Source organism: Shewanella decolorationis, assembly GCF_004354305.1.
GTDB classification, from domain to species: domain Bacteria; phylum Pseudomonadota; class Gammaproteobacteria; order Enterobacterales; family Shewanellaceae; genus Shewanella; species Shewanella decolorationis.
Genome location: NZ_CP037898.1, coordinates 2140636 through 2166103 on the forward strand (window position 1 = coordinate 2140636; position 25468 = coordinate 2166103).

The window sequence follows — 25468 nt, forward strand, 5'->3', positions numbered from 1 at the left end:
GCCTTCCTTGTTACCTTAATTCCTCCGGAGTGGGAGGAATTATGATAAAAACAATAAAATCAATTTGTACCTTAGTCACAGTGGCGACAGCAATGTCGTCATCGGGAGTGTTGGCCATGGATAGGATCACGGGTAAAGCCTTTGCGACGCGCTCAGAAGTGTATGCCACCCATGGGATGGCGGCGACCAGCCAACCGCTAGCGACACAGGTGGCGATTGATGTATTAAAACAGGGCGGCAGTGCCGTGGATGCGGCGATTGCCGCCAATGCCATGCTGGGCTTAGTCGAGCCTACTGGTGCTGGGGTTGGTGGCGATTTATTTGCCATCGTCTGGAGTGCTAAAGATAAAAAGCTCTATGGCCTCAATGCATCGGGTCGTAGCCCCAAATCCTTAACCCTAGAGAAGCTTAAATCCCTCGGATTAGATTATTTACCGCCTTTTGGGCCGCTGCCCGTGTCGGTTCCCGGCGCGGTGGATGGATGGTATGAGCTCCACGATAAGTTCGGCAAACTGCCTATGGCCGATAATTTAGCCCCTGCGATTCGTTATGCCCGCGAAGGTTTCCCCGTTTCTGAGCTGATTGCCTATTACCTTAATGGCAGTGGTAAAAAACTCGGTCAATTCCCCGGTTTTAAAGAAACCTATATGCCCAATGGCAAAATGCCTGCGGTAGGGGAAATATTTAAAAATCCTGCATTAGCAAACACCTATGAGAAAATTGCCAAGGGCGGTCGCGATGCATTTTATAAGGGCGATATCGCCAAGAGCATAGATAAATACATGAAGGCGCAAGGCGGTTACCTCAGTTATGAAGACCTCGCCAGCCATACTAGCGACTGGGTTGAACCCGTATCGGCCAACTACCGTGGCTACGATGTGTGGGAGTTGCCGCCCAACGGGCAGGGGATTGCTGCGTTACAGATCTTAAAAACCATGGAGCCCTTCGATGTTGCGGCCATGGGCTTTAACAGCCCCGAATACGTGCATTTATTCGTAGAGGCCAAAAAACTGGCCTTTGCCGACCGCGCGAAATTCTATGCCGATATGGCTTTTAACAAAGTGCCAGTGAAGGAATTGATTTCGCAAAAATACAATTACGATCGCGCCAAACTTATTGACTTAAACAAGGCGGCTAAGAGTGTCGATGCGGGGAATCCTGCGCTGCAACATGGGGATACTGTGTATCTCACTACTGCTGATAAAGACGGCAATATGGTGTCGCTGATCCAGAGTAACTATCGCGGCATGGGCTCAGGTATGACACCGCCGGATCTCGGCTTTGTATTGCAGGATCGCGGGCAGATGTTCGATCTCACCGAAGGTCGTTTCAACACCTACGCGCCGGGTAAGCGTCCCTTCCATACCATTATTCCCGCCTTTGTGACCAAAGACGGTAAACCTTGGTTGAGTTTTGGCGTGATGGGCGGTGCAACGCAGCCGCAAATGCACGCGCAGATCATTGTTAATCTGATTGATTTTAAAATGAACTTGCAAGAAGCGGGCGATGCCCCCAGAATTTTGCACACAGGTTCGACCGAGCCTACGGGCGAGGTGATGAATGACGGTGGCTATGTGAGCTTAGAATCAGGCTTCCCCGTTGAAACTCGCCGTGAGCTAATTAAGAAAGGCCATGTGCTACGAGATGGGCTCGGCGATTTTGGTGGATATCAAGCCATTGGTTTTAATGCCGAAACGGGCGTTTACCGCGGCGCCTCCGAGAGCCGTAAAGATGGTTATGCGGCAGGTTACTAAGGCATAATTCGCCTTTGGCCTAATGAGCGCCGAAGCTTGCGTAAGACGAATTGACGAGGCGTAATGGCCTCGTCAATTTTTATATTCCAGTCTACAAACGTGTTTACATTACAAAGACGGACAAACTGTGCGTTACTTAATGTCATTTTCAGGTAAAGTTGCGGATAATATTGCCGAAAATGAATCGACAAAAGGGTGATAACCAGATGGATATTCAAAATATGCCGCGTGAACAGTTGGGTGTGTGTGCAGAGGGAAACTTACATAGCGTCTATTTGATGTTTAATGCGAGCGACAACGATAACGTTGAATCGCAATTGCGTCCCTGTATTGCCAACGTTGCGCAGTATATTTATGAGTTGACGGATCAATACTCCGACAGCGCATTCAATGGTTTTGTGGGCATAGGCGCCAACTATTGGGACAGCCTCTATCCCGATGCTCGCCCCGAAATGCTCAAACCATTCCCAGCGATGCAAGCGGGTAACCGTGAGGCGCCTGCGATCGAATACGATCTGTTTGTGCATATTCGCTGCGACCGTTATGACATTTTGCATTTAGTCGCCAATGAAATCAGCCAAATGTTCGAAGACTTAGTCGAGTTAGTCGAAGAGGAACGCGGCTTTAGATTTATGGATAGCCGCGATTTAACGGGCTTTGTCGATGGCACAGAAAATCCGAAAGGGCGTCATCGTCAAGAGGTCGCCTTAGTCGGGGATGAAGACCCTGAATTTAAGGGCGGCAGCTATATTCACGTACAAAAGTACGCCCACAACTTGAGTAAATGGCATAGATTACCGCTTAAAAAGCAAGAAGATATTATCGGTCGTACCAAGCAAGACAACATCGAATACGAGTCGGAAGATAAGCCATTAACCAGCCATATCAAGCGGGTAAACCTCAAGGATGACAACGGCAAGTCGATTGAGATTTTGCGCCAGAGCATGCCTTACGGTTCGCTCAAGGAGCAAGGACTGATGTTTATTTCAACCTGCCGCACCCCAGAGCACTTCGAGAAGATGCTCCACAGCATGGTATTTGGCGATGGCGCGGGTAACCACGATCACTTGATGCACTTTACCAGTGCCTTGACGGGGTCTTCTTTCTTTGCCCCAAGCTTAGATTTTTTGATGCAGTTCGATAATTAAGCCTTAGTAAACCGCGACTCAACGCACTGAGCCTTAAAGCCTCAGTGCGTTTTTGTTTGTGGGCTTAACTCGCCGTCGTCCACTTGCTGAGATCCTGCTGCCATTGCTGGGCGGTAAAATCGATAAAGGCGCGCACCAGCGCTTGTTGATAACTGCGGGAGAGATACACAGCCCAAAGGGTTTGCCCTGGCGCCGTGTATTCGGGGAGCACTTCTTGTAGTTGGCCGCTGGCCAGATAGGGATTGGCTAAGTCGCAGGGCAAGTAGGCAATGCCATGCCCGCGCAATGCGGCGCTGACAAGCACTCCCATTTCATTCGCCATCAGATTCCCCATAGGTTTAATCAGCTCACTCTGTTGCTCCTTGAGTAGCTGCCAATGTTGCTGTGAGCTATGGATAAGGCAATTATGGCTGAGCAGATCGTTAGGGACGGTTAGTGGCTCGGCTTGAGCCAAGTAACTGGGCGCGGCGCACAGCACGGCATCAATGCTCATCAGTTTGCGGGCAATCAAATTCTCATCGGGCTGCTCGGTATAGCGCAGTGCCACGTCCACCCGCTCATCCACCAACTGGGCAAAACTGTCCGACATTAACAGCTGAATATTGACCTTAGGGTGCAATTTTATAAAGCGATCGACCACATCAAACAGACTGTGCTGCCCAAGCCCGACGGGCGTGGCAATCCGAATACTGCCAACTAATTCGGTGTTATGACTATGGGCGCGGCTTTCCATTGCGGCGACCTCGCTCAGCACCCGCTGACAATATTGCAGGGCTTCTTCCCCCTGCAGTGTGAGGCTGACGCTGCGGGTCGTGCGGTGCAATAAACGTAAACTCAGCCATTGCTCAATTTCTTGAATATGACGTGATACCTGTAGCCGACTGAGATCGAGGTGTTCTGCGGCCTTGGTAAAGCTGCCACAGTTGGCCACTTCGATAAAGCTACGCATGGCGGCAATTCTATCCATTAGTATCTCAATCTGAAACAATCATGCTCATTTATCGATATTTATCACGTGAAGTGTCGCAAGTAAACTGGTCTCAATTTAAATCAGTAGCGAGACTTATCAAATGAAAATTGCAGTATTAGGTGCATCAGGTTGGATTGGCGGAACCATTTTTAACGAGGCGCTGAGCCGTGGTCATGAAGTGGTTGCCTTAGTGCGTGATCCAAGCAAGCTTGGCGAAACCGTGGCAGAAGTGCGTAGTGTTGACCTGACTCAGCCGTTGGAAGCCGACACCTTTGCTGGTGTGGATGTGTTAATCGCTTCTGTCGGTGGTCGCGCCGAGCAGAATCACGGCTTAGTGGCAAAAACGGTCAATAATCTATTAGCCGTGTTGCCACAGGCAAAAGTCCCTCGTCTGCTTTGGGTTGGTGGTGCAGGTAGTTTAGAAGTGGCACCGGGAGTGACCTTGGTTTCAAGTCCAGATTTCCCGCCTGCCTATAAGGATGAAGCTCTGGCTCAAGGTGAAGCATTAAAGGCATTTCGCGCCGCCAATACTATGGTTAACTGGACTTTTGTTAGCCCAGCAGCAGAAATTTACCCAGGTGCCAGCGAAGGTCCTTACCGTTTAGGCGGCGATAGCTTCTTTACCGATACAAATGGTCATAGCAAGATTTCAGTGGCCGACTACGCCAAAGCCATGCTGGATGAAGCAGAAAACGCGGCGCATCCTAATCAAAGGATCAGTGTGGCTTACTAAGGCTGACGAACTAAGGTTTGTGAGCTCGGGGTGACGAGTCTTTGTCCTAGGTGTGCGTTATCCAAGCCAACAGATAGGTCTTGTGCTGTAACGTAATCGGGACACTAGCCCTGAAACAAGGGCAATGTTGGACTGAAAAGGGTACAGATAAAAGAGAACAGGTCAGCAAGCTGACCTGTTTTTTTATTCTGCGTAGTTGAATAAAGATTTGATGGTTTCCAAGGTATCGGCGATATCTTGGATGCTGGATGGACAAATAAAGATAGTGTCGTCTCCGGCAATGGTCCCCAAAATCCCTTCAGGCTTACCGATGGAATCCAATAAACGGGCAATTAATTGCGCTGCGCCTGGGCTGGTGCGGACGACAATCATCGCTTGGTTATGGTCAACATCGAGTACTAAGTTCTTTAACGGGCTGCCTGCGGTAGGCACGCCTAGTTCAGCGGGCAAGCAATAAACCATCTCCTGCTTAGCGTTGCGGGTGCGTACAGCACCGAACTTGCTGAGCATCCGAGACACTTTCGATTGGTTAATATTGCTAAAGCCTTCTGCTTGTAAAGCGGCGACAATTTCACTCTGGGAGCCAAAACGCTCCTCTTTTAAAATCGCCTTAAAAATTCTAACAAGGTCATCCTGATTCTTGGTCGTTTGCATAGTCTTATTCTTTATTCAAAAAATCAGGCGTATTTTGAATAGTTTTGGTCAAACTGTCAACAAATAACCATTATGACTGAATAAAAATGCAATTTACGGATGGCTAGATAGCCGTATTGTCAGTATTGATATTTGACTAGAGTAAATATTCAACATTGGAATGCTCTGTTTTGCTAAATCTTTGTCTCCACGACTAAGGGATAATTGAAATTAACGTGACATTCCAGTAATGTGACGCCAACGGAAATTAGATCCATGTCACACATATCCGAGAAATAACGGAGATAACTATGAAAGTTGCTGTACTTGGTGCTGCTGGTGGTATCGGCCAGGCTCTCGCCCTACTGTTAAAAACTCAATTACCTGCGGGTTCTCAACTGTCTCTATACGATATCGCACCGGTTACTCCGGGTGTTGCGGTTGACTTGAGCCACATCCCAACTGCGGTTGAAATCAAAGGTTTTGCTGGTGAAGATCCAACGCCTGCACTGGAAGGTGCTGACGTTGTTCTAATTTCTGCTGGTGTTGCGCGTAAGCCTGGTATGGATCGTTCAGATCTGTTCAACATCAACGCAGGTATCGTTCGTAACCTGATCGAAAAAGTGGCAGTGACTTGCCCTAAAGCCTTAGTGGGTATCATCACTAACCCAGTAAACACCACTGTTGCTATCGCGGCAGAAGTGTTGAAGAAAGCCGGTGTTTACGACAAGAACCGTCTGTTCGGTGTGACGACTCTCGACGTTATCCGTTCTGAAACCTTTATCGCTGAATTAAAAGGCTTAAACGTTGCTGACGTTAAAGTGAACGTCATTGGCGGCCACAGCGGCGTGACTATTCTGCCATTACTGTCTCAAGTTGAAGGCGTGACTTTCTCTGATGAAGAAGTCGCTTCTCTGACCAAGCGTATCCAAAACGCGGGTACTGAAGTGGTTGAAGCTAAAGCCGGTGGCGGAAGCGCGACCCTGTCTATGGGTCAAGCGGCTTGCCGTTTCGGTATGTCTCTGGTTCGTGGTCTGCAAGGCGAAGCTAACATCGTTGAATGTGCTTATGTTGACGGCGGCAGCGAGCACGCTGAATTCTTCGCTCAACCAGTGCTGTTAGGCAAAAACGGTATCGAAAAAGTACTGCCTTACGGTGAAGTGAGCGCATTCGAAGCTAACGCCCGTGATTCTATGTTAGATACGCTGAAAGGCGATATCAAACTAGGCGTTGATTTCGTTAAGTAATCCATCTGGATTATGAGAGAACGGAGCCTAATGGCTCCGTTTTTTTATGCGCTAAAATTGAGTCCTTACTTGAGGCTAATACCAATCACATTAAATATCTAATCAGTTCAGAGCCTCACAGGCATTTCAATCCAAGGCGCATTGACGCAGAAATGGTCATTCCCTTTTAAGTCAATGCAACACCGGAGTGGGATGCCTGTGAGGCTCCCGAAGGGCGGCTGATGTTCACTGCATGGCAACGCGCTTTATACTGCGTTTAAGGCTTTCGACAGAGCACCACTATGCCTTCAAGCCTTCGCCTTGTCTCAAGCGCGTTGAACTCCCGCTGAATGAACAGATATTTAATACGATTGGTATAACTACTTAGGCAGTTGGCATTGATTGTCACAGCGCGCCTTGCCCGTCAGTAAGTAAGAGATGCGGTATCTGTGCTTGGCGAATCTCAGGTAGCACCAATCCGCGATAGGTTTGATAAGCGGTAAGCGTAGCACTTGTACCCAAGGGCGAGTGCCAGTTAGTGCCCATGCTTTGCAGGTGACATCGAGCCCTAGCAGCACTTGGCCAGAGGCGGTTTCGCCATGGAGAATGGTATTGGCGTAGTCTTTATCGATATAGCTGAATCTTGAGCTGAAATTTTCAGCATTAAGATCCACAAGTTCGATGCGATCATCGGGATCGCGCGCTTTAAGTTGGCGTATTTCAGCGCTACATAAAGGGCAATTACCGTCGTAAAAAATCCGCAGTTCCATTAGGTCTACCTCTTACTGTCTGTCCCTGAGTATACGCAGATGCTAGGCATTTAGATCGACATGTTTACGGTTTTAATTGTTATACACTCTTGGCTAGAGGTATTAAGCTATTGCGATTAGTGACGTGATTGTGTGATTACGTGATTGTGCGATTAACAATCTGCCAAATGCTTTTGTTTTTATCATTGCTCGGCAAATAACAGGATGAATATGACTGCTCCCATTATTATTACAGGTGTGGGTAAACGCATTGGCTACGCCCTTGCGAAACACTTGCTCGTCCAAGGGCACAAGGTGATTGGCACCTATCGTAGCCATTATCCTAGCATTGATGAATTGCAAGCCTTAGGCGCGACCTTAATCCAATGCGATTTTTACGATAATGCGCAGCTCCAAAACCTGATTGAGCAATTGAGCCAATACCCCAAAATCCGCGCCATTATCCATAACGCTTCTGACTGGCTGCCAGATAACAGCCCAAGCCTTGCCGCCCATGAACTCATGCAACGCATGATGCAGGTGCATGTGAGCGTGCCCTATCAAATGAACTTGGCCTTAGCTTCACAGCTGCGAGCGGGAGCCGAGGGCGAGATTGGCGCCAGCGATATTATCCATTTCACCGATTATGTGGCCGAAAAGGGCAGTGCCAAGCACATGGCCTACGCGGCCAGTAAGGCGGCGCTGGATAACTTAACCTTATCCTTTGCGGCGCAATTGGCGCCCGAGGTTAAAGTGAACGCGATTGCTCCGGCGATGATCCTTTTTAATCCAAGTGATGATGAAGCCTATCGACAAAAGACCTTAGCCAAGGCCATTTTGCCAAAAGAAGCGGGAAATCAGGAGATTATTGCCTTGGTGGATTATCTATTGGCGAGCCGCTACGTCACGGGGCGTAGCCACAATGTCGATGGTGGGCGGCATTTAAGGTAAAAAAGAATCTAGAACGGCCAGCGGCCTCTAGAACGCCACTGCATGACTCTAGAATCTAGATTCGAGAAGAAGCCGTTATGGAGCGCTGCTCTGCTTTTTCTAGCAGCGAAGCGCTCTAGCTTCTATTTTCTAGCACCTTCTTTATTCAAAACTCCCATACTCGACTCGGGGTGATGATAGCGGGCAAGGGCACATCCCAATGTTCGCATTGCAGGTTCGATACTTGCTGACAATCATGGGCGTAACCCATAGGCAGTGGTTTGCCTTTGCTGTGCCAATTGGCTAGCGTTCTGTCGTAATAGCCGCCGCCCATGCCCATACGATTGCCTTTGATATCAAAGGCAACCAGCGGGGTGATCACCACATCCAGTCGCTCAATTGGCATAACGCTACGCACATCCAACTTAGGCTCTAAAATACCAAATTGATTCGGCTGCATTAGTGAGTCGGCGTGATAATGCAAAAACAATAATTGCCCTGCATTAAAGGGGTGGAGCCGTGGCAGATAGGTTTGAATACCCTGTTGCCAAAGCGCTTCGATAAGCGGTGCGGTTGCCAGTTCGCCATCGTGGGTGAGATACAGCGCGACATGCTGGGCATTCAGAGCACTGAGCTTTTCGAGCATTCGCTGACATGCGGCAAGGCTAGCCTCGGTTTGCACCTCAGTCGAAAGCGAGCGGCGCGCCAAACGTATCTGTTTGCGTACTTCGGCTCGGCTAAGAGTTGGGCTTAGATTTAGACTTAGCGACTTGGTATCAATTTCAGGCTGAGTGCCGTGTGGCCCATTGGCTGTTGGGGCGGAAGTGTTCGATACAGGTGAAGTGATAGACATAAATAAGATGCTCCCCAGAATGCCGCTACCGGTGTAGCCCTTGAACCGTAGGTTCAAGGCGGGTAAATGATTACCTCCTAAGGCTTCTCGGTACGAGCCGAGCATGCTCAATGTCAGTAAAGCATTCACCCTGAGATCAAAATTATCGGCACAGGGACATTACCAGTTGGCCTGCACCCCAGGGAGCAAAAACGGTATTGAATCGCTAAAATCTTGGCTTAAAAAGTATAGGCCAGTTTAGCCATTCACTGTGCAACTCTTATCAGATTGATGGTGCGTGGCACCGAGTGGCACAGTCTAAATCTATTTAGTTGAACGCTCAACTAAGGCGTTTTCTAAGGTTGACTGCAACAGGCTGATGCGGTCATCCATTTGTTTCATATAGTGCTTATTCTTTTGCTTTTCTTGGTACAACTCGTGTCCAATATTCAGCGCCGCCATAATGGCAATTTCTTCGCGGCTTAAGCTATTAGTGCGATTTTTTAAGGTGGTTAGCTGTTGCTCAACCCCTTGCGCCACAACACGTAGGGCATCTTCCTGACCTTTCGGGCAGGCGATAGAGTAGGTGCGCCCAAGCAGGGTGATTTCAACTGCACTATTACTCATTCGAAGATGATCCTTTCGTTGGCATCGATAGGGCGGACTATATAGGGCTGATATTAAAAGTGCAAGGTGAGCTGCCGATGGATTGCGCATTCGCCCTTTTGTTTGCTGCTTGTGTGAGCAGTTGCCGGAATTTTTATCTTCCCCCACAAGAATGCAGGTTCAGAGTTGGTTCAAGTCTTTATCTCTGCTAGCATTGCTGCTGGAAAATTCTGATTGGAATCTGATATGGCGACCCCTCCTTCGTTACGCATCGACAGCTTAAAAATCGCCCTCGATGCGGCTGAAATTGGTCAGCATCCCGTGGAAGTACACGGTGCCCTTGTGGGTTTAATCTGCGGTGGCGTAGAGCAAACCGGTGATCTGTGGATTAAACCTTTATTTGACCTGATGAATGATGGTCAGCCTTTACCGGCACCTCTGCATCAATTGGTGTGTGAACTATTCCAAGACTCTGTCGCCCGTTTAGGTGATTTTGAGTTTGGCTTTATGCCACTGCTTCCCGAAGAGGAAGAGCCGTTAAGTCAACGAGTTGAGGCCTTATCCCTGTGGACGCAAAGCTTCTTAACGGGTATTGCAATTATCCAGCCTAAGCTCAATAAAGCCTCGGCCGAAGTGCGTGAAGTGATTAAAGATCTGGCCGAGATCGCTCAGGTCGAATTCGATGTTGCTGATGATGAAGAATCGGAAACGGCTTATATCGAGTTACTGGAATTTGTGCGTATCGCCGCCATTATGTGTTACTCCGAGTTTGGTCCCGAGCCAAGCCACGGTGAAGGCGACGATCCTGCGGTGATCCACTAATCGCTAACGAGAGAGGCGGAATCACTCCGCCTTTGATAAGTTTCAAATCTAACATCCTGATGGCGAAACGCTTTTAGCCATGCCATAGCTTGAATGAGAACCCCATGACGGTAGCAGAGCACATGGATAATTCAGTTCAAAATGTCGATATTGCCATTGTTGGTGGCGCCATGGCGGGGGCGACCCTCGCGCTGGCCTTGGCGCGTTTGCCTAGCACCGAAAAACCTTTATCTATTGCCTTAATCGAGGCGCACCTTCCCGATAACACCCATCCCGGCTTTGACGCTCGCTCCATCGCCATTGCCCATGGTTCCATCTTCGAGTTATCCCGTTTAGGTTTATGGCCGAAACTGGCGCATTTAGGCACGGCAATTAAGGATATCCACGTATCCGATCGCGGCCATTTTGGCATGACGGAACTCAACGCCAGTCAGTTTCACTTAGATGCGCTGGGCCAAGTCGTCGAGCTTGAAAGGGTCGGCCAAGTGCTGTTTAGCGAGCTTCACAAAACTCAGGTTAAGCTCTTTTGCCCTGCAAAACTGTCAGCGTTAATTCCCGATATCGACAGCCACACGCTGGTGCTGGACTCCGGCGAGCGGATTTGTGCCAAGTTGGTGGTTGCCGCCGATGGCTTACAGTCTAAGGTGCGTAGCAATTTTAATCTGCCGATTACCCAAGTGGCGTTCGAGCAAACCGCGATTATCGCTAATCTACAAACCGATAAGCCGCATCAACACTGGGCTTATGAACGATTTACCGAGACTGGTCCATTAGCGCTACTGCCGATGGCAGATAGCCAAGGCCAGCCGCGTTTATCCCTCGTCTGGGCACTCGACGATAGCCGCGCCCAAGCGATGCTTACAGCGCCCAAGGCCGAGTTTTTAACTGCATTGCAGCAAGCCTTTGGCTATCGCGCTGGTCAGTTTATCGACGTTAGCGAGCGCCATGCTTATCCATTAAATCTGTCCTACATGCCAAGGCCGATTCACCATAGATGCGTGTTTATCGGCAATGCGGCGCAAACACTGCACCCGATAGCGGGGCAAGGGTTTAACTTAGGGCTTAGGGATGTCGTCAGTCTGCTCGACGTGCTGCAACGCGCGCTGGCGCAGGGTGAGGATATTGGCGGTGTTGCCGTCACCCATGGCTATTTGCAGGCCCGTGAGGCGGATAGAAACAGCACTATTCGCAATATTGAATTTTTAGTCCGTGGCTTCTCTAACCAATACTGGCCCTTGGCCCTTGGGCGTAATCTGGGATTGCGTCTGTTATCTTGGTTCCCGCCACTGAAAACCCCCGTCGCGCAGAAGGCGATGGGCTGGAAATAATTACTGGTATCGCTACGCGAAAAGGATGTACCCATGTTAAGTTCACAAGCCTATGACATTGCCATTGTGGGTGGCGGCATGGTGGGACTCGCCACCGCGATAGGATTGGCGCAGGCCAACTTGAATGTCGTCGTGATCGATGCACAAAGCACCCAAGCCGTGAGCGGCGAGCCAAGGCTGCGGGTCAGCGCGATCAACAAGGCGAGCCAACGTTTGCTCGAGCATCTTGGCGCTTGGCACTATGTCGATGCCAGCCGCGCGACGCCCTATCAAAAAATGGCGGTATGGGATAAAGACGGCTTTGGCAAAATCGCCTTCGATGCCAGTAGCATCAGTGAACCTAGCCTTGGTGCGATTATCGAAAATGATGCCATCAGTTACGCCCTCGCCAAGCGTGCCAGTGAATTTGACAATATCACCCATATCGAAAACCAACGCATAGAGCGTATCGCCTTTGGTGAGCGTGAAGCTTGGTTGACCCTCGCCAATGGTGCTGAAATAGAAAGTGTCAGCGCCGCACTCGTGATTGCCGCCGATGGTGCCAATTCTTGGGTGCGCGAACAATGCAAGATCCCGTTAACCTTCTGGGATTATGGTCACCATGCGATCGTGGCAACCATTCGCAGCGAAATGCCGCACCTTGCTACTGCCCGCCAAGTGTTTTTGCAGGACGGCCCGCTGGCCTTCCTGCCGTTATATGAAGACAACCTCTGCTCCATCGTCTGGTCTGTGCCGCCTGAGCGCGCCACTGAATTACTGGCAATGGACAAAGTGCAATTTGAGCGCAATCTCACCGCCGCCTTCGACGGTCGCCTTGGCATTTGCAAGCTGGAGAGTGAACGCCAAGCCTTCCCGCTGCGGATGCGCTACGCCCGCCATTTTGCTCGCCACCGTTTAGTGCTCGCGGGGGATGCGGCCCACACCATTCATCCATTAGCAGGCCAAGGGGTAAACTTAGGCTTCCTCGATGCCGCCAGCATTATCGAAGTCATCGGCGAGCTACACGATGCGGGTAAGGATATCGGCGATTATGCCCAGCTGCGCGCCCTTGAGCGTTGGCGCAAGGCCGATGCGATGGAGATGATCGCGGCGATGGAAGGCTTTAAGCGCCTGTTCGAGGGGGCAAACCCAGTTAAAAAGGCCATTCGCGATCTGGGACTCAACCTCGTTGATAATGTCGCTGGGCTGAAAACAGTGTTCATGCAACAGGCCATGGGTAATAAGTCGTCGCTGCCCAAGTTATGTCGCTAGCCTAGGTTGCGCTAATGTGATCAGAATTGCCGCTATTATCAGCATATTGGTGGCAAGCTGTGCAAATCTCGCTTTCGTATGTAAAAAAATTACATGTTGAAGATGAGAAAATCTAATGACACTGGCTTCGGATTAGAAAAATCTCCTGTATACAAATTTGTGACGCAAGGTATAATTTCGCCGCATTTTAGACCCTAGTACTTATACCAATCACGATAAATATCTGATTAATTCAGAGCGAAATCAGGCGTTGCAGTGACAGACGCATTGAGACCGAAAGAACCCCTTTCAAATTGATGCATCGTGGAAGTGAAATGCCGATTAGCCAGATATTTAGCCGGATTTGTATCACCCTACGCTAGGCAGAGACCTGAAAAAGGCCGCAAAAAAAGGGATAACAATGGCTAATAAAACTGTTCTGTTTAACAAGCACTTAGAATCAAACGCTAAGATGGTCGACTTCCACGGTTGGGATATGCCCCTCAACTATGGTTCACAAATCGAAGAACACCACGCCGTGCGTCAAGACGCAGGTATGTTCGACGTGTCCCACATGACTGTGGTTGATGTGACCGGAACCGACGCTTGTGCATTCCTCCGTAAGTTGCTGGCAAACGATGTGGCCAAACTTAAAGTTCCTGGTAAAGCCTTATACGGCGGCATGTTAGATGACAATGCCGGCATCATCGACGACCTGATCACTTACTACCTGACCGACACTTTCTACCGTGTTGTCGTCAACAGCGCGACCCGCGAAAAAGACTTAGCCTGGATCGCCAAACAATCCCAAGGTTTTGATGTCACTGTGACTGAGCGTCCTGAGCTGGCGATGATCGCCGTTCAAGGTCCTAACGCTAAGGCTAAAGCCGCCGCCGTATTCAGTGCCGATCAAAATGCCGCTATCGAAGGCATGAAACCTTTCTTCGGTAAGCAAGCGGGTTCTCTGTTTATTGCCACCACAGGTTACACAGGTGAAGCGGGCTACGAGATCATCGTGCCAGAAGCGGAAGCCGAAGCCCTGTGGCAAGCACTGTTAGATCAAGGCGTTAAGCCATGTGGTTTAGGCGCTCGCGATACATTACGTCTCGAAGCTGGTATGAACCTCTACGGCTTAGATATGGACGAAACCATCAACCCGCTGGCCGCCAACATGGGATGGACCATCGCATGGGAGCCAACTGACCGTGACTTTATCGGTCGTAAGGCGCTTGAAGCTCTGCGCGATGCGGGTACCGACAAATTAGTCGGTCTGGTGATGGAAGAAAAAGGCGTGTTACGCCATGATATGCCAGTATTTTTCACCGATGCAGCGGGTGTTGAGCAGCAAGGCGTGATCACTAGCGGTACTTTCTCGCCAACATTGGGCTATTCTATTGCGATGGCGCGTGTTCCTAACTCGATTGGGGATACGGCGGAAGTCGAAATGCGTAAAAAGCGCGTGGCTGTTAGAGTAGTAGCGCCAAACTTTGTGCGCAACGGTAAACAAGCATTTTAAAAAAACGGAACAAGGAACAAGAACAATGAGCAATATTCCGACAGAACTGAAATACGCCTCTTCACACGAATGGATCCGCAAGGAAGAAGACGGTAGCTACACTGTGGGTATCACTGAGCATGCTCAAGAGCTGTTAGGTGACATGGTTTTCGTTGAGCTGCCAGAAGTGGGCGACACTGTGACTGCGGGCGACGACTGTGCAGTGGCGGAATCAGTGAAAGCGGCTTCTGACATTTACGCGCCAATCTCTGGTGAAGTGATTGCCGTGAACGAAGCACTGGAAGATTCTCCAGAGCTCGTAAACAGCGACGCTTACGGCGAAGGTTGGTTCTTCCGCGTTATGCCTTCTGACGAATCAGAAGTTGACGCGCTGCTCGATGCAGAAGGTTACCAAGCTGTTATCGACGAGGAATAATCGTCGACGCTAACGAAGCCCCAAGGGGCTTCGTTTGTTTTAGCGCAAGTTTGACATAACAATAGCCCGTTTATCAGTACCCTACAGTCCTGAGCGACGGCAAATCTGGAACAAGGTTTATCATGACCAAGCAAACCCTCACTCAGTTAGAACAGCACGATTTATTCTTACGTCGCCATATCGGCCCGGATAGCATCCAACAACAAGAAATGTTGAACTACGTTGGTGCAGAGTCTCTGGACGATCTGACTGCGCAAATCGTGCCTGAGTCGATCCGTTTAAGCCAAGAGTTGAGCATTGGTGATTCCTGCGGCGAAGCCGAAGGTTTGGCCTACATTCGTGGTTTAGCCAAACAAAACCAAGTCTTCAAAAGCTACATTGGTATGGGTTACTACGGTACCCAAGTGCCTAATGTGATTTTACGTAACGTCTTAGAAAATCCAGGTTGGTACACGGCGTATACGCCCTATCAACCAGAAATCGCCCAAGGCCGTTTAGAAGCCATTCTAAACTTCCAACAAGTGTCGATGGATTTAACTGGTTTAGATTTAGCCTCTGCTTCACTGCTGGACGAAGCGACCGCCGCGGCCGAAGCGATGGCGCTGGCTAAGCGTGTATCTAAAGCCAAAAAAGCGAACATTTTCTTCGTAGCCGATGACGTATTCCCACAAACCTTAGACGTAGTGAAGACTCGCGCTGAGTGTTTTGGTTTTGAAGTGGTGGTAGGCCCAGCCCATGAAGCAGTAAACCATGAGCTGTTTGGTGCTTTGTTCCAGTATTCAAACCGTTTCGGTCAAATCACTGACTTCACTGACTTATTCGCCGAATTACGCGCGAAAAACGTGATTGTGACTGTCGCTGCCGACATCATGGCCTTAGTGTTACTTAAGTCACCGGGTGCCATGGGCGCCGACGTGGTCTTTGGTAGCGCCCAGCGTTTCGGTGTGCCGATGGGCTTTGGTGGTCCACACGCGGCCTTCTTCGTCGCCCGTGACGAGCACAAACGCTCTATGCCAGGCCGTATCATCGGTGTGTCAAAGGACACCCGTGGTAACCGCGCCCTGCGTATGGCGATGCAAACTCGCGAGCAACATATCCGCCGCGAAAAAGCCAACTCAAACATTTGTACCGCGCAAATTCTGTTAGCGAACATGGCGTCTTTCTACGCCGTATTCCACGGCCCACAAGGCCTGAAAACCATCGCATCACGCATCAACCGCTTCACCGATATCTTAGCCGCTGGCTTACAAGCTAAAGGCGTGAGCTTAGTGAACACAACTTGGTTCGATACCATCAGCATCAAAGGCTTAGACGTTGCAGCAGTGAATGCTCGCGCGCTGGCCGCTGAAATGAACCTGCGTTTCGATGCTGACGGCATCGTCGGCGTGAGCTTAGATGAAACCACTATCCGCAGCGATATCGAAGCCCTGTTCGATGTGATTTTAGGTGCTGGCCATGGCTTAGACGTTGCTGCGTTAGACGCGCAAATCGTAGCCCAAGGTAGCCAATCGATTCCAGCTTCTTTAGTGCGTCAAGATGCCATCCTGAGCCACCCAACCTTCAATCGCTACCAAAGCGAAACCGAGATGATGCGTTATATCAAGCGTCTCGAAAGCAAAGACTTAGCACTGAACTACTCAATGATTTCATTGGGTTCATGCACCATGAAGTTAAACGCTGCGGTTGAAATGATCCCAGTCAGCTGGCCAGAATTTGCTAACATGCACCCATTCTGCCCACTGGATCAAGCCAAGGGTTACACTCAACTGATTGAAGAACTGTCTTCATGGTTAGTGAATGTCACAGGTTACGATGCCGTGTGTATCCAACCTAACTCAGGCGCACAGGGAGAATACGCGGGTCTGCTGGCGATTCGTAAATACCACGAGTCTCGTGGCGAAGCCCACAGAAACATCTGCTTAATCCCACAATCTGCCCACGGCACTAACCCAGCATCGGCGCAATTAGCCGGTATGCAAGTGGTGGTGACGGCCTGTGATAAGCAAGGTAACGTAGATTTAGAAGATCTGAAGACTAAAGCGGCTGAAGTGGCAGAAAACCTGTCATGTATCATGATCACTTACCCATCGACCCACGGTGTGTACGAAGAATCTATCCGCGAAATCTGCAACATAGTGCACCAGCACGGTGGTCAAGTGTACTTGGACGGCGCCAACATGAACGCCCAAGTTGGCTTAACCTCACCAGGCTTTATCGGTGCCGACGTATCGCACCTTAACCTGCACAAAACCTTCGCAATTCCACACGGCGGTGGTGGTCCAGGTATGGGCCCAATCGGTGTGAAAGCGCACTTAGCACCGTTCGTTGCGGGTCACGTAGTAGTGAAACCAGGCCGCGAAAGCGATAACAACGGTGCAGTTTCTGCCGCGCCATACGGCAGTGCTGGCATTCTGCCAATCAGCTGGATGTACATTAAGCTGCTCGGTTCAAACGGCCTGAAAAAGTCGACTCAAACCGCGCTGTTAAACGCTAACTACGTGATGAAGAAGCTGTCTGAACACTACCCAGTACTGTTCCGTGGCCGTAACGATCGCGTCGCGCACGAATGTATTATCGACCTGCGCCCAATCAAAGAAGCCTCTGGCGTGACCGAAATGGATATCGCTAAGCGTCTGAACGACTACGGTTTCCACGCGCCAACCATGAGCTTCCCTGTTGCGGGCACGCTGATGATTGAGCCAACCGAATCTGAGTCTAAGGTTGAACTGGACCGCTTTATCGACGCTATGGTGTCAATCCGCGCCGAAATCGCTAAGGTTGAAGCGGGCGAGTGGCCAGCGGACAACAACCCGCTGCACAACGCGCCACACACTATGGCCGATATTATGGACCCAGCGTTCGATTCACGCCCATACAGCCGTGAAGTTGCCGTGTTCCCAAGTGCTGCTGTGCGTACTAACAAGTTCTGGCCAACCGTGAACCGTATTGATGACGTGTACGGCGACCGTAATTTGTTCTGTGCGTGTGTGCCGATGGAAGACTACGAATAAGGGCTGAATAGTACGTTATTCAGTTCTAACGGTTGATGAAAAGCGAACCCTTAGCGGTTCGCTTTTTTATTGGTTAGTTTTCATTTTGCCGAGATTGAGCTGCTAATTAGCTTTATAAGTCGCTGATAATGAGGTGTTGCTAATTGCCTGCCGCAGGCTTTAGCACTGTTACACCAGTGACACGCCGTGGATACGTCCCTGTAGGCTCTACTAAAACATCCATGTTTTAGAAGGTCACTGGTGCAACAATGCAGTATTGGGTGCAACCTTTAAGAAACGAGTAGGATTTGTTACTAATAATTAATAAATCTACGGTAAATACCAATCTACAAGTTCTCTTACATTTTCGGAGCTATTTATTAAATCTGGCTTGAAAAGAATGTTTTTTTCTGAAATTGATTCAACATACAATGAAATTTCTTTAATATCTTCAGGTGGAAAACCATAACGTAATAAAAGAGTGTGGACAGTGTCATTAGTCCCATACTTTAATAGTTCTACCATTTTTAATGCATTATTATCTTTAGTATGATTATGATAGATGTTAAAAGCCCCAATAAGTACATCTGATAATGAAAAAGAAATTACCGTATCTAAATAGTCGTAAGTATCGAATACAATAGCATCATAACTCACATCTTTAGATTTTACGCCTTTAAATAGAGAGTATTCATTTTTTAAATTGCTGTCAGGTAATTTGTTTGCTGGTTGAGAAAATTTTGCATAAAGATTCTGGTTTTCATCTCTATTTGAGATTTGATTATACCTGATTCCTACAATCTCTTTAAAACTTCTACCTTGTATTAAATGAAAGAAAATTGTTATTGCAGTATCAAAAACATTTATCTCTCCGAGGTATAATTTTCTTCCTAATGAAATTTCAAATATTTCTCTTAAAAGGTTTTTGGCTAAAAGTCTATTCTCTTTGTTTCTTTGACCAAATAAATTAGTCCCAAAACCATTCTCGTACACAAGATATAAAATTGATTTCATCAGCTCAACAGCTAGTTTTGTTGTTAGTCTATCCACTTTTGATTGAGGAAGGTTTATCTCTTCATTAAATGTTCCTTCAATAATCGAGGATATTAATTCACGTTCATCATCTAAGGCAGCTATATCTTTTTCAAGCAGAGATTCTTCAGATAAAGTAAAAGGAGTATTAATTCTAGAAGCTAGTAAAATAGGATTCTTAGTATACACATATCCATAGTCAAATATTGCATCTTTAGAGAGTCGACCACTACGACCAATTAAATTCTTAAATGCTAATGCTTTGTCTTCACCAGAGTCACCTTGCATTCTCATATTATCTAACCAAACAATATCAAATGGCATATTTATGCCTTGAGCTAATGTACTTGTTGCGAAACAGATTTTTGCATGTCCTTGTCGAATAAACTCTTCAATTAAAAATCTTACTTCAAGAGGTACAGAACCATGATGAATTACTACTCCTTTTCTTAATAAATTTACTAAGTTGGAACGATGGTTATGATCATTTGCACCAATAAGCAACTCAACATCTTGAATGATTTTATTTGCAGAGTCATTATCTATCACCTTGAATCGATCGATGTATTTCTGAAATTCATTTACAAAGTCTCCTCTATAGAGTGAGGCCTTTGAAACAAAAACCATAACTGTATGATTTCCATTAAATGCAAATTTTTCGAATTTTCCATCTAATTGAATACTATTTTTTACGAGATGACCTTTATCTTCATATGGTGAAAAATAGTAATCCTTCTTATTGCTATGACCGAATATAAATACTTTTCCTACAGTATTATGCGGATATGCTCTAGAGTAAGATTGATTCACATCTAGAGAGTGTTTTTTCATTTGCGCTTCAGGATTGTCGACGAAGGGGTGTGCAAAAACAAGTTTTGCATTGGGGTATGTAGCATGAACCCTTCTAACTATAACATCAAAAATCACTCCTCTTTCTGCTTCTTCAGATATTTGAGCTTCATCGAAAAAGAACAATGCAATATTTAATTTATCTTTATGCGAAAAAATATCTCTGGCTCTCTCGGGAGTTAGAACAAAAATTCGTCTTAGATTCCTGCTTGTAAAGACACAATCCACGAACGAACTGATCATTACTTTTTTATCCTTCTTAAAGTGATCTTTTAAGTTGGATATATACTCAGCAATAAGAGCTCTCGATGGAACAATAATTACACAATCTTCAGTTTGTTCAAAAATATAATCCTTCAGTGAGAAGGATTTACCAGCACTTGTAGGTGCGGATATGGAAATATATTGGTTTTTTTCAACAGCTAAACGAACACTGGCCTGAACAGGAGTAAGCCATTCACCAAATACTTTTTTATTTTCCCTACCTATGCCTGATAAAACGAATGAATATAGGTTTGATGGGGATATATCTTTATAGAATAAACCAAGGACAGATAAAATTTTGGCTTCAAATTTATTGAATGTATCGTTGTGAAATAATTTGTAATAAGTTAGTGCTTGTATAACTTTATTGTCTATGGGGCCATTGTTGTGAAGGTTTTCGATTAATTTGCCAATGCTAGATTCTGGAGTCTTATCACTAATTATATTTTTAATTACTAACATACAATTACTCCGACAAGGTAAGCGCATTCTACTTTATTCAATAAATCAGATTTTTTAATGCTTTCTAAAGCATTATCCATTATCGACGTGTAATCTTCAGAATTTATTGAAAAAGCAGCTATAGCACCAAACTTATCATCATCCAGATTATTTATAGATTCTTTTGAAACCAGATTGATTAAATGAACTCGATCTCTAAAGTGTTTGTCTTCATTAATGAAACCTTCTGCTTGTGGTATTGCTTTTCCATGCGGGTTTATAGAGCCTGAAAATTTTGCCTCGCCAAAATTTATTAAACTACCTGTACATACAGTATGAAAATCAAATCCTTCATTTTGTTTTACTTGCGGTTTCCAAATTTCTGCAATAGGTAATGCTATATGTTTAAAAATAACTGATAGTGATCGAGCAGAACTGATCGATACCATAATTTCTCCAAATTCAGCACCTAGTTGATGATCATCTGAAAATTTCTTAAATATTTCAACTAAAGCATTAGCCGTATCTCTTGCGGTATATGTATAACTCCGTTGAGTTGCTGAATCCAAATTTAGCATCCAAGAAGTGTTTAGTACTGACTCAGTTAATTTTTCCGAGATTTTTTCTAAATCTGTAATTTTGACAATACATGCTTTTATGTCGCTTGTGTTGCAATAGTTTTGATGGCTGCAACCCCAATCATTATCAAGTTGATCCAAATTATGCACCTAATTAATTATAAAGATGAAATTTAAGTAAAAATTGAGACATTCTTTTTACAAAATAGAGTGAGTCTAGATTAATCCTTATTTCCCTACCTCGCTTTTACTTAGGCATCTTTGGGCGACTTGGTAGATGATGGAGTCTACTTGTTGCTGGGTAAGGTCTTGGGTCTTCAGTTTTGGGATCGTGCCGACTAATTGCTTGTGGTTAAGGATCGGGAACGGTGGTTTTGATTGGCTTGTGACATACCAGCCGGGGAATACTAGGGCTGGGGTGGCGGCGACGGGGGAGCCTGTGGCTTTGGTTAACCATTGGCTGACCCACTTGGCCTGACGTTCGGCTTGTTCTATGGGTTTAGTTTCAGTCCATGAGGGGAAGTTTAAGCGCCCGTCTTTGTAAAATACTTGATAGCCTTTCTTACCAGAACTAGAGCCAGAGTTTGAGCCGTTGCCATTGGTTTGGCGTAGGTCTTTATTGCGCTTATGGCGGCCTTTGGTTTCAATCGCGAATACGCCATTTTTGCCGATTACGAGGTGGTCGATATTAAAGCCGTCGGCTTGCACATCGTGGAACACTTGATAACCCAAGGCTTGTAGGCCGATCAGTTCATTAGCGGTGGCGATCTCTGCCGTATGCCCTAGGCGTAATTTGGTGAGTTTGGAAAAGTTTTTCCAAGTTTTAATACCGCAATAAGTTAATCCCATTAAACCTGTTAGGGCGTAAACCCAAGGGAATTTCCCGACGGCAATATGTGCTTGAATACTGCTTATTGCAAAGGGGAAACACACTATCATCAGCCCCATCATCATGCTGCCGATTAAATCTAATTGCAGATCTTGGATTTGCTTTTGTAAGCCATAGGCGGGAATACGGCTGAGTTGCTCGCGATCAACGGGTAGGGTGACAGTAGCATCGCGGTACTTGAGCAGCGCGTACATCACTCCAATTGTGACGAACATGCTGGAGAGGATGATCACTATCGATAAAAGATTGTTTGTAAAATCTGCCATTTACATCCTTGAAATAGAAAGGTTTATCGTTAATTCCATAACGCACACATGATGAATGTGCTTGATACCTTGGTGGCAGAGGAGGCTGTTAAGAGTGGGGCGGCATGGTACAGATTGGCTGCTTTGTCCTTAAATAGCGTGCTCGATAGTGGCGTTCGAGTGTGGCTCTGCATTTCCCTTAGTGGTCACACTTTAACCCGCGCTATGCGGTTTAATCAATGCGTTTTATCACAAAAGCTTATTTTAAATAACAACTTGTGAATATTTGGGGAGATGAATTGCTGGGCGTTTTGGGGTTATACAGGGCAAATAAAAACGGCCAATCGAATTGGCCGTTATTATTTTCCGTTAGCCGTGGCTGCTTAACGGTAAAATGCTTCTACTGTGCCTTTGATGGTTAACAGTAGCGGTTGACCGCGACGGTCTAAGGATTTGCTTGGTACTTTAACCCAGCCTTCGCTGATGCAGTATTCTTCAACATCGAAACGTTCTTTACTGTTTACGCGAATACCCACATCGTATTGGAAGATTTCAGCCACATGGTGGCGGCTGCGCGGGTTAACCGAAAGACGATCCGGTAATGCGGGTTGTGAAGTTGTGTCAGTCATGGTCGTTATCTGTAGTGAACAAAAAGTGCGTTATTGTAGGCAATCCCGTCGCCTTGCTCAAGGATCTCAATCAAGAGTCTGGTTTTATACTGCACCCGCATTGGAAAAGGCTTTTAAGGTGCGGCCATTTTCCTTGCCCATAACCGATCTTAAGTAAGTCTTGGCGAGGATATCGGCATCAATGGTACTAAAACCCGCAAAGTAATCTCGATACGAGGTATATGACTCGGTTAATACGGTTGGGCTGACAATATTGATCCGCTGTTGATGGGTGAGTTCATTAGCGACCGCGGCAACAAAATGCTCAAGTGCGCCGTTGATGGTGGCGGCGCTGACGCCATCTTTAACGGGTACATCGGCGATAATGCCGCTGGTTAAGGTAATACTCCCGCCCGCATTTAAAAACTGACTACCAACTTGCACTAGCTGGATTTGGCCTAACAATTTGCTCTGTATGCCTTTTTGCCAATCGGCTTGGTCGAGTTGGTCAAAGGGTTTAAAGGCGACGTCTCCCATTGCAGCGATAATGGCGTCGACTTTACCTAGTTGGTTAAAGCCCTGTTGGAGTGAATTGGGATCGCGAATATCCATCAACAGATCGCCACGGGTTCGCCCGACTTGGATAACTTGATGACCTTCCGCTTTTAGTAATTGCGTGACGGCTTGGCCGATATTGCCTGCTGCACCTACAACGAGTATTTTCATGATTTTCTCCATTATTGAATATAAACACAGCATAACTCGGCGAAATAAACCGAAAAAGCCCATATAATCACCACATTGTTTAGAAAATGGATTTAATCAATGAACCTGACGCATCTTCAATCCTTTATGATGGTTGTAAAAATGCAGAGCTTTAGTGCGGCGTCGGAGCAGCTTGAGGCCTCTAAGGGCTTAGTGTCTCGCCATGTTAAAGCCTTGGAAGATGAGCTGGGCTGCCAGTTGTTGTATCGCACCACGCGCCGGGTCTCGATGACCGAAGCGGGGCAAACCTTGTATTCCAAAGCCTGTGAAATCGACAGATTAGCCGCTGAGGCCGAGCGTTTAGTACAAGATTTAACTGAGGATGATTGTGGCCGTTTAAGATTTACCGCTCCCACAGAGTTGGGGAAAGCCCTATTAGCGCCGCTATTGATCCCATTGATGGCGAATTTTCCTCAGGTTCGGTTTGAATTTTGTTTTGAGCAAGATATTCAAGATGTTGAATTTGGTCAGTTTGACCTTGCCTTAAGAACCACACTCAAACATAGCGATAATTTAGTCGCTAAATACCTAGGGCGCATTAGCCATGTGTTAGTGGCCGCGCCAGGGTATTTACCTGCGACGGACTTAGTGAACCCCGCGGATTTACCCCAATATCCGCTACTTTCGGGCGGTGAAACGCAGTGGACTCTCGAGCATGCCGCTGGCGAGAGTGTAACCCAAGGGTTTGAGCCCGCAGTGATTAGCTCAAATTATGCGACTAATCATCTGTTAACCTTGAGCGGTCAAGGGATTGCCTGTTTACCCTATTACTTAGTGCAGCAGGATATAGCGCAGCAAAAACTACTGCGGTTACTGCCAGAATGGTATTTATATCCTTATGATTTATATATGGTCTATGCAAAACAAAGCCATTACTCCAAGAAGCTGCGGCAGTTACAGCAGGCATTGCTGCAATGGTGCGCGGCTAATCCCGAGTTTATCCGTAAATCATAAAGGAGCTAAAACCTGGCGTGCTGATTTGCGCTGATAATTTAACGCGGCTAAAGTGGCGCTCGAGCTGATGTTGAAGCGTTTTAAGCAGCGGTTGTTATACCGATAACCACTCCGGTATTTAAGCACTTATGTCTCTAATTCATTATGTATCATTCACTTATATATCAATCATTTTTATCGCTAAGCAGGGCTGAATCTAACCACTATGCACGATGATATTAGTATTCCCTTGCCATCACTTATCCATCGCATCGGCCGCGAGGCGGTTAAGCGGGCGCAGGCGATTGCTGTGCAAAAGGGTTGTGAGCTTAAGCGGATTCGCCGCTCCCGTAATTGGAGTATCACAGGGCAGGCAATCGACATTCAAAGCTGCTGCGCCGAGTTAACAGCCCAGAGTGATGCTGCCGAATTTACCTTTATGATCAAAAAGATCGATAGCGGCTTATTACAACACGCCGATAAGCTTGAACCACTCGGCGCAAAATTGGTTCGCCTGATCAACCAAAACCCCGCCATTACCTTGGGCGAACTGATGCAGCAAACCCAATGCACGATGAGCGAGGCACGCCTTGCCCGCTTCGAGGTCGAACTCTAGTGCTTTGCTTGCGAGAGTGAACTGCCTTTGATTTGCATCAACACAGGCGCCTGCTAAAGCGGTCACTATATTAGCCAAATTTTATAAATGGCAGCGTAAACCATGACGGATGTTAGGCTGATCACCCTCTTAAAAATCTGTATTAGCATAGGGCTGTGCCTGATTGTGCTTGGGATTTATCTGCATAACTTTAATGAAACCGTCGAAGCCATGGGTGTTAAGGGCATTATTATCAGCGCCGTTTGCGTTGCCTTTGGCATGGCGTTATCTCTGCCGACCAAGATGTATCTCACTTTTTTACTGGTGAAACGCGAAGCGGATAAGCAAGGCAGTTCTGAGTAACCTTAGCCAAACCTCAGTGAATGT

General features: G+C 47.1%; 24 protein-coding genes and 1 other RNA gene. 14 read left to right on the forward strand and 11 right to left on the reverse strand.

Features of this window, described 5'->3' with window-relative positions; genetic code table 11:
* Nucleotides 1–41 precede the first annotated feature (41 nt).
* Together ggt and EYR25_RS09805 are read left to right on the forward strand one after the other, a co-directional pair.
* The gene (gene ggt / locus EYR25_RS09800; protein WP_133179730.1) at nt 42–1754 is read left to right on the forward strand and encodes a gamma-glutamyltransferase; all 1713 of its coding nucleotides are present in this window, start codon (nt 42–44) and stop codon (nt 1752–1754) included.
* A 206-nt stretch (nt 1755–1960) separates the two neighbouring features.
* A complete protein-coding gene (locus EYR25_RS09805) occupies nt 1961–2902 on the forward strand; it encodes a Dyp-type peroxidase (RefSeq protein WP_011624076.1) in 942 nt (313 codons plus the stop codon).
* A 64-nt stretch (nt 2903–2966) separates the two neighbouring features.
* Here the strand turns inward: EYR25_RS09805 and EYR25_RS09810 are convergent, their stop codons facing one another.
* Entirely contained in the window at nt 2967–3869 is a 903-nt protein-coding gene (locus EYR25_RS09810; protein ID WP_023268640.1) for a LysR family transcriptional regulator, read from the reverse strand.
* A 103-nt stretch (nt 3870–3972) separates the two neighbouring features.
* On the opposite strand from EYR25_RS09810, the gene EYR25_RS09815 reads away from it, so the two are divergent.
* A complete protein-coding gene (locus EYR25_RS09815) occupies nt 3973–4605 on the forward strand; it encodes an NAD(P)-dependent oxidoreductase (protein ID WP_133179732.1) in 633 nt (210 codons plus the stop codon).
* Between the two features lie 183 nt (nt 4606–4788).
* On the opposite strand, the gene argR is transcribed toward EYR25_RS09815, so the two are convergent.
* Nucleotides 4789–5259 (reverse strand): transcriptional regulator ArgR, encoded by a 471-nt coding sequence (argR, locus tag EYR25_RS09820; protein WP_011624073.1) that lies wholly within the window; start codon nt 5257–5259, stop codon nt 4789–4791.
* Between the two features lie 290 nt (nt 5260–5549).
* On the opposite strand from argR, the gene mdh reads away from it, so the two are divergent.
* Nucleotides 5550–6485: a malate dehydrogenase gene (mdh, locus tag EYR25_RS09825; protein WP_133179735.1), complete on the forward strand. Its 936-nt coding sequence runs from the start codon at nt 5550–5552 to the stop codon at nt 6483–6485.
* Between the two features lie 359 nt (nt 6486–6844).
* Here the strand turns inward: mdh and EYR25_RS09830 are convergent, their stop codons facing one another.
* Nucleotides 6845–7234, reverse strand: coding sequence for a thiol-disulfide oxidoreductase DCC family protein (locus tag EYR25_RS09830; RefSeq protein WP_133179737.1), 390 nt, complete (start codon nt 7232–7234; stop codon nt 6845–6847).
* A 210-nt stretch (nt 7235–7444) separates the two neighbouring features.
* Here EYR25_RS09830 and folM point away from each other — a divergent pair, with 210 nt between their 5' ends.
* Nucleotides 7445–8164 (forward strand): dihydromonapterin reductase, encoded by a 720-nt coding sequence (gene folM, locus EYR25_RS09835; protein WP_133179739.1) that lies wholly within the window; start codon nt 7445–7447, stop codon nt 8162–8164.
* A 145-nt stretch (nt 8165–8309) separates the two neighbouring features.
* On the opposite strand, the gene EYR25_RS09840 is transcribed toward folM, so the two are convergent.
* The 3 genes from EYR25_RS09840 to EYR25_RS09850 form a co-directional block, all read right to left on the reverse strand.
* Entirely contained in the window at nt 8310–8996 is a 687-nt protein-coding gene (locus EYR25_RS09840; RefSeq protein ID WP_133179741.1) for a 5-formyltetrahydrofolate cyclo-ligase, read from the reverse strand.
* Nucleotides 8997–9003: 7 nt separating this feature from the next.
* Nucleotides 9004–9184, reverse strand: a non-coding RNA gene (gene ssrS, locus EYR25_RS09845) — 6S RNA.
* A 115-nt stretch (nt 9185–9299) separates the two neighbouring features.
* Entirely contained in the window at nt 9300–9602 is a 303-nt protein-coding gene (locus EYR25_RS09850; RefSeq protein ID WP_011718292.1) for a cell division protein ZapA, read from the reverse strand.
* A gap of 225 nt (nt 9603–9827) precedes the next feature.
* Here EYR25_RS09850 and EYR25_RS09855 point away from each other — a divergent pair, with 225 nt between their 5' ends.
* From EYR25_RS09855 to gcvP, 6 genes are all read left to right on the forward strand, one after another.
* Complete coding sequence (locus tag EYR25_RS09855; protein ID WP_011718291.1) at nt 9828–10403, forward strand: UPF0149 family protein; 576 nt, start codon at nt 9828–9830, stop codon at nt 10401–10403.
* A 104-nt stretch (nt 10404–10507) separates the two neighbouring features.
* Nucleotides 10508–11731 (forward strand): 2-octaprenyl-6-methoxyphenyl hydroxylase, encoded by a 1224-nt coding sequence (gene ubiH / locus EYR25_RS09860; RefSeq protein WP_133179743.1) that lies wholly within the window; start codon nt 10508–10510, stop codon nt 11729–11731.
* A 33-nt stretch (nt 11732–11764) separates the two neighbouring features.
* Entirely contained in the window at nt 11765–12982 is a 1218-nt protein-coding gene (locus EYR25_RS09865) for an FAD-dependent oxidoreductase (RefSeq protein WP_133179745.1), read from the forward strand.
* Nucleotides 12983–13382: 400 nt separating this feature from the next.
* A complete protein-coding gene (gene gcvT, locus EYR25_RS09870) occupies nt 13383–14477 on the forward strand; it encodes a glycine cleavage system aminomethyltransferase GcvT (protein WP_133179747.1) in 1095 nt (364 codons plus the stop codon).
* A gap of 25 nt (nt 14478–14502) precedes the next feature.
* Nucleotides 14503–14892, forward strand: a complete 390-nt coding sequence (gcvH, locus tag EYR25_RS09875) for a glycine cleavage system protein GcvH (RefSeq protein WP_011071083.1) — start codon at nt 14503–14505, stop codon at nt 14890–14892.
* Between the two features lie 122 nt (nt 14893–15014).
* Nucleotides 15015–17903 (forward strand): aminomethyl-transferring glycine dehydrogenase, encoded by a 2889-nt coding sequence (gene gcvP / locus EYR25_RS09880; protein WP_133179750.1) that lies wholly within the window; start codon nt 15015–15017, stop codon nt 17901–17903.
* Between the two features lie 309 nt (nt 17904–18212).
* Here gcvP and EYR25_RS09885 read toward each other — a convergent pair whose 3' ends face one another.
* The 5 genes from EYR25_RS09885 to EYR25_RS09905 all read right to left on the reverse strand — a co-directional run bounded on the left by EYR25_RS09885 (nt 18213) and on the right by EYR25_RS09905 (nt 23514).
* Nucleotides 18213–20489 carry a DEAD/DEAH box helicase gene (locus EYR25_RS09885; RefSeq protein ID WP_133179752.1) on the reverse strand — a complete coding sequence of 759 codons (2277 nt, stop codon included), beginning with the start codon at nt 20487–20489 and terminating at the stop codon, nt 18213–18215.
* Nucleotides 20483–21196: a hypothetical protein gene (locus tag EYR25_RS09890; RefSeq protein WP_133179754.1), complete on the reverse strand. Its 714-nt coding sequence runs from the start codon at nt 21194–21196 to the stop codon at nt 20483–20485. Before EYR25_RS09890 ends, EYR25_RS09885 begins: the two co-directional genes overlap by 7 nt.
* A gap of 78 nt (nt 21197–21274) precedes the next feature.
* Nucleotides 21275–22201 carry a nuclease-related domain-containing protein gene (locus EYR25_RS21285; RefSeq protein ID WP_207953684.1) on the reverse strand — a complete coding sequence of 309 codons (927 nt, stop codon included), beginning with the start codon at nt 22199–22201 and terminating at the stop codon, nt 21275–21277.
* Nucleotides 22202–22563: 362 nt separating this feature from the next.
* Nucleotides 22564–22809 carry a DUF3297 family protein gene (locus tag EYR25_RS09900; protein WP_133179756.1) on the reverse strand — a complete coding sequence of 82 codons (246 nt, stop codon included), beginning with the start codon at nt 22807–22809 and terminating at the stop codon, nt 22564–22566.
* Between the two features lie 84 nt (nt 22810–22893).
* On the reverse strand, nt 22894–23514 hold the full coding sequence (locus tag EYR25_RS09905; RefSeq protein WP_133179758.1) for a short chain dehydrogenase: 621 nt from the start codon (nt 23512–23514) through the stop codon (nt 22894–22896).
* Between the two features lie 99 nt (nt 23515–23613).
* Between EYR25_RS09905 and EYR25_RS09910 the strand changes: the two genes are divergently transcribed.
* The 3 genes from EYR25_RS09910 (at nt 23614) to EYR25_RS09920 (ending at nt 25444) form a co-directional block, all read left to right on the forward strand.
* Nucleotides 23614–24507 carry a LysR family transcriptional regulator gene (locus EYR25_RS09910; RefSeq protein WP_133179760.1) on the forward strand — a complete coding sequence of 298 codons (894 nt, stop codon included), beginning with the start codon at nt 23614–23616 and terminating at the stop codon, nt 24505–24507.
* A gap of 205 nt (nt 24508–24712) precedes the next feature.
* Nucleotides 24713–25102: a ribosome recycling factor family protein gene (locus EYR25_RS09915; RefSeq protein WP_133179762.1), complete on the forward strand. Its 390-nt coding sequence runs from the start codon at nt 24713–24715 to the stop codon at nt 25100–25102.
* A gap of 102 nt (nt 25103–25204) precedes the next feature.
* Nucleotides 25205–25444 (forward strand): hypothetical protein, encoded by a 240-nt coding sequence (locus EYR25_RS09920; RefSeq protein WP_133179764.1) that lies wholly within the window; start codon nt 25205–25207, stop codon nt 25442–25444.
* Nucleotides 25445–25468 lie beyond the last annotated feature (24 nt).

Coding starts and splice junctions, on each gene's coding strand:
- ggt (WP_133179730.1), top strand. CDS start 42: ATGATAAAAACAATAAAATCAATTTGTACCTTAGTCACAGTGGCGACA.
- EYR25_RS09805 (WP_011624076.1), top strand. CDS start 1,961: ATGGATATTCAAAATATGCCGCGTGAACAGTTGGGTGTGTGTGCAGAG.
- EYR25_RS09810 (WP_023268640.1), bottom strand. CDS start 3,869: ATGGATAGAATTGCCGCCATGCGTAGCTTTATCGAAGTGGCCAACTGT.
- EYR25_RS09815 (WP_133179732.1), top strand. CDS start 3,973: ATGAAAATTGCAGTATTAGGTGCATCAGGTTGGATTGGCGGAACCATT.
- argR (WP_011624073.1), bottom strand. CDS start 5,259: ATGCAAACGACCAAGAATCAGGATGACCTTGTTAGAATTTTTAAGGCG.
- mdh (WP_133179735.1), top strand. CDS start 5,550: ATGAAAGTTGCTGTACTTGGTGCTGCTGGTGGTATCGGCCAGGCTCTC.
- EYR25_RS09830 (WP_133179737.1), bottom strand. CDS start 7,234: ATGGAACTGCGGATTTTTTACGACGGTAATTGCCCTTTATGTAGCGCT.
- folM (WP_133179739.1), top strand. CDS start 7,445: ATGACTGCTCCCATTATTATTACAGGTGTGGGTAAACGCATTGGCTAC.
- EYR25_RS09840 (WP_133179741.1), bottom strand. CDS start 8,996: ATGTCTATCACTTCACCTGTATCGAACACTTCCGCCCCAACAGCCAAT.
- EYR25_RS09850 (WP_011718292.1), bottom strand. CDS start 9,602: ATGAGTAATAGTGCAGTTGAAATCACCCTGCTTGGGCGCACCTACTCT.
- EYR25_RS09855 (WP_011718291.1), top strand. CDS start 9,828: ATGGCGACCCCTCCTTCGTTACGCATCGACAGCTTAAAAATCGCCCTC.
- ubiH (WP_133179743.1), top strand. CDS start 10,508: ATGACGGTAGCAGAGCACATGGATAATTCAGTTCAAAATGTCGATATT.
- EYR25_RS09865 (WP_133179745.1), top strand. CDS start 11,765: ATGTTAAGTTCACAAGCCTATGACATTGCCATTGTGGGTGGCGGCATG.
- gcvT (WP_133179747.1), top strand. CDS start 13,383: ATGGCTAATAAAACTGTTCTGTTTAACAAGCACTTAGAATCAAACGCT.
- gcvH (WP_011071083.1), top strand. CDS start 14,503: ATGAGCAATATTCCGACAGAACTGAAATACGCCTCTTCACACGAATGG.
- gcvP (WP_133179750.1), top strand. CDS start 15,015: ATGACCAAGCAAACCCTCACTCAGTTAGAACAGCACGATTTATTCTTA.
- EYR25_RS09885 (WP_133179752.1), bottom strand. CDS start 20,489: ATGTTAGTAATTAAAAATATAATTAGTGATAAGACTCCAGAATCTAGC.
- EYR25_RS21285 (WP_207953684.1), bottom strand. CDS start 22,201: ATGGCAGATTTTACAAACAATCTTTTATCGATAGTGATCATCCTCTCC.
- EYR25_RS09900 (WP_133179756.1), bottom strand. CDS start 22,809: ATGACTGACACAACTTCACAACCCGCATTACCGGATCGTCTTTCGGTT.
- EYR25_RS09905 (WP_133179758.1), bottom strand. CDS start 23,514: ATGAAAATACTCGTTGTAGGTGCAGCAGGCAATATCGGCCAAGCCGTC.
- EYR25_RS09910 (WP_133179760.1), top strand. CDS start 23,614: ATGAACCTGACGCATCTTCAATCCTTTATGATGGTTGTAAAAATGCAG.
- EYR25_RS09915 (WP_133179762.1), top strand. CDS start 24,713: ATGCACGATGATATTAGTATTCCCTTGCCATCACTTATCCATCGCATC.
- EYR25_RS09920 (WP_133179764.1), top strand. CDS start 25,205: ATGACGGATGTTAGGCTGATCACCCTCTTAAAAATCTGTATTAGCATA.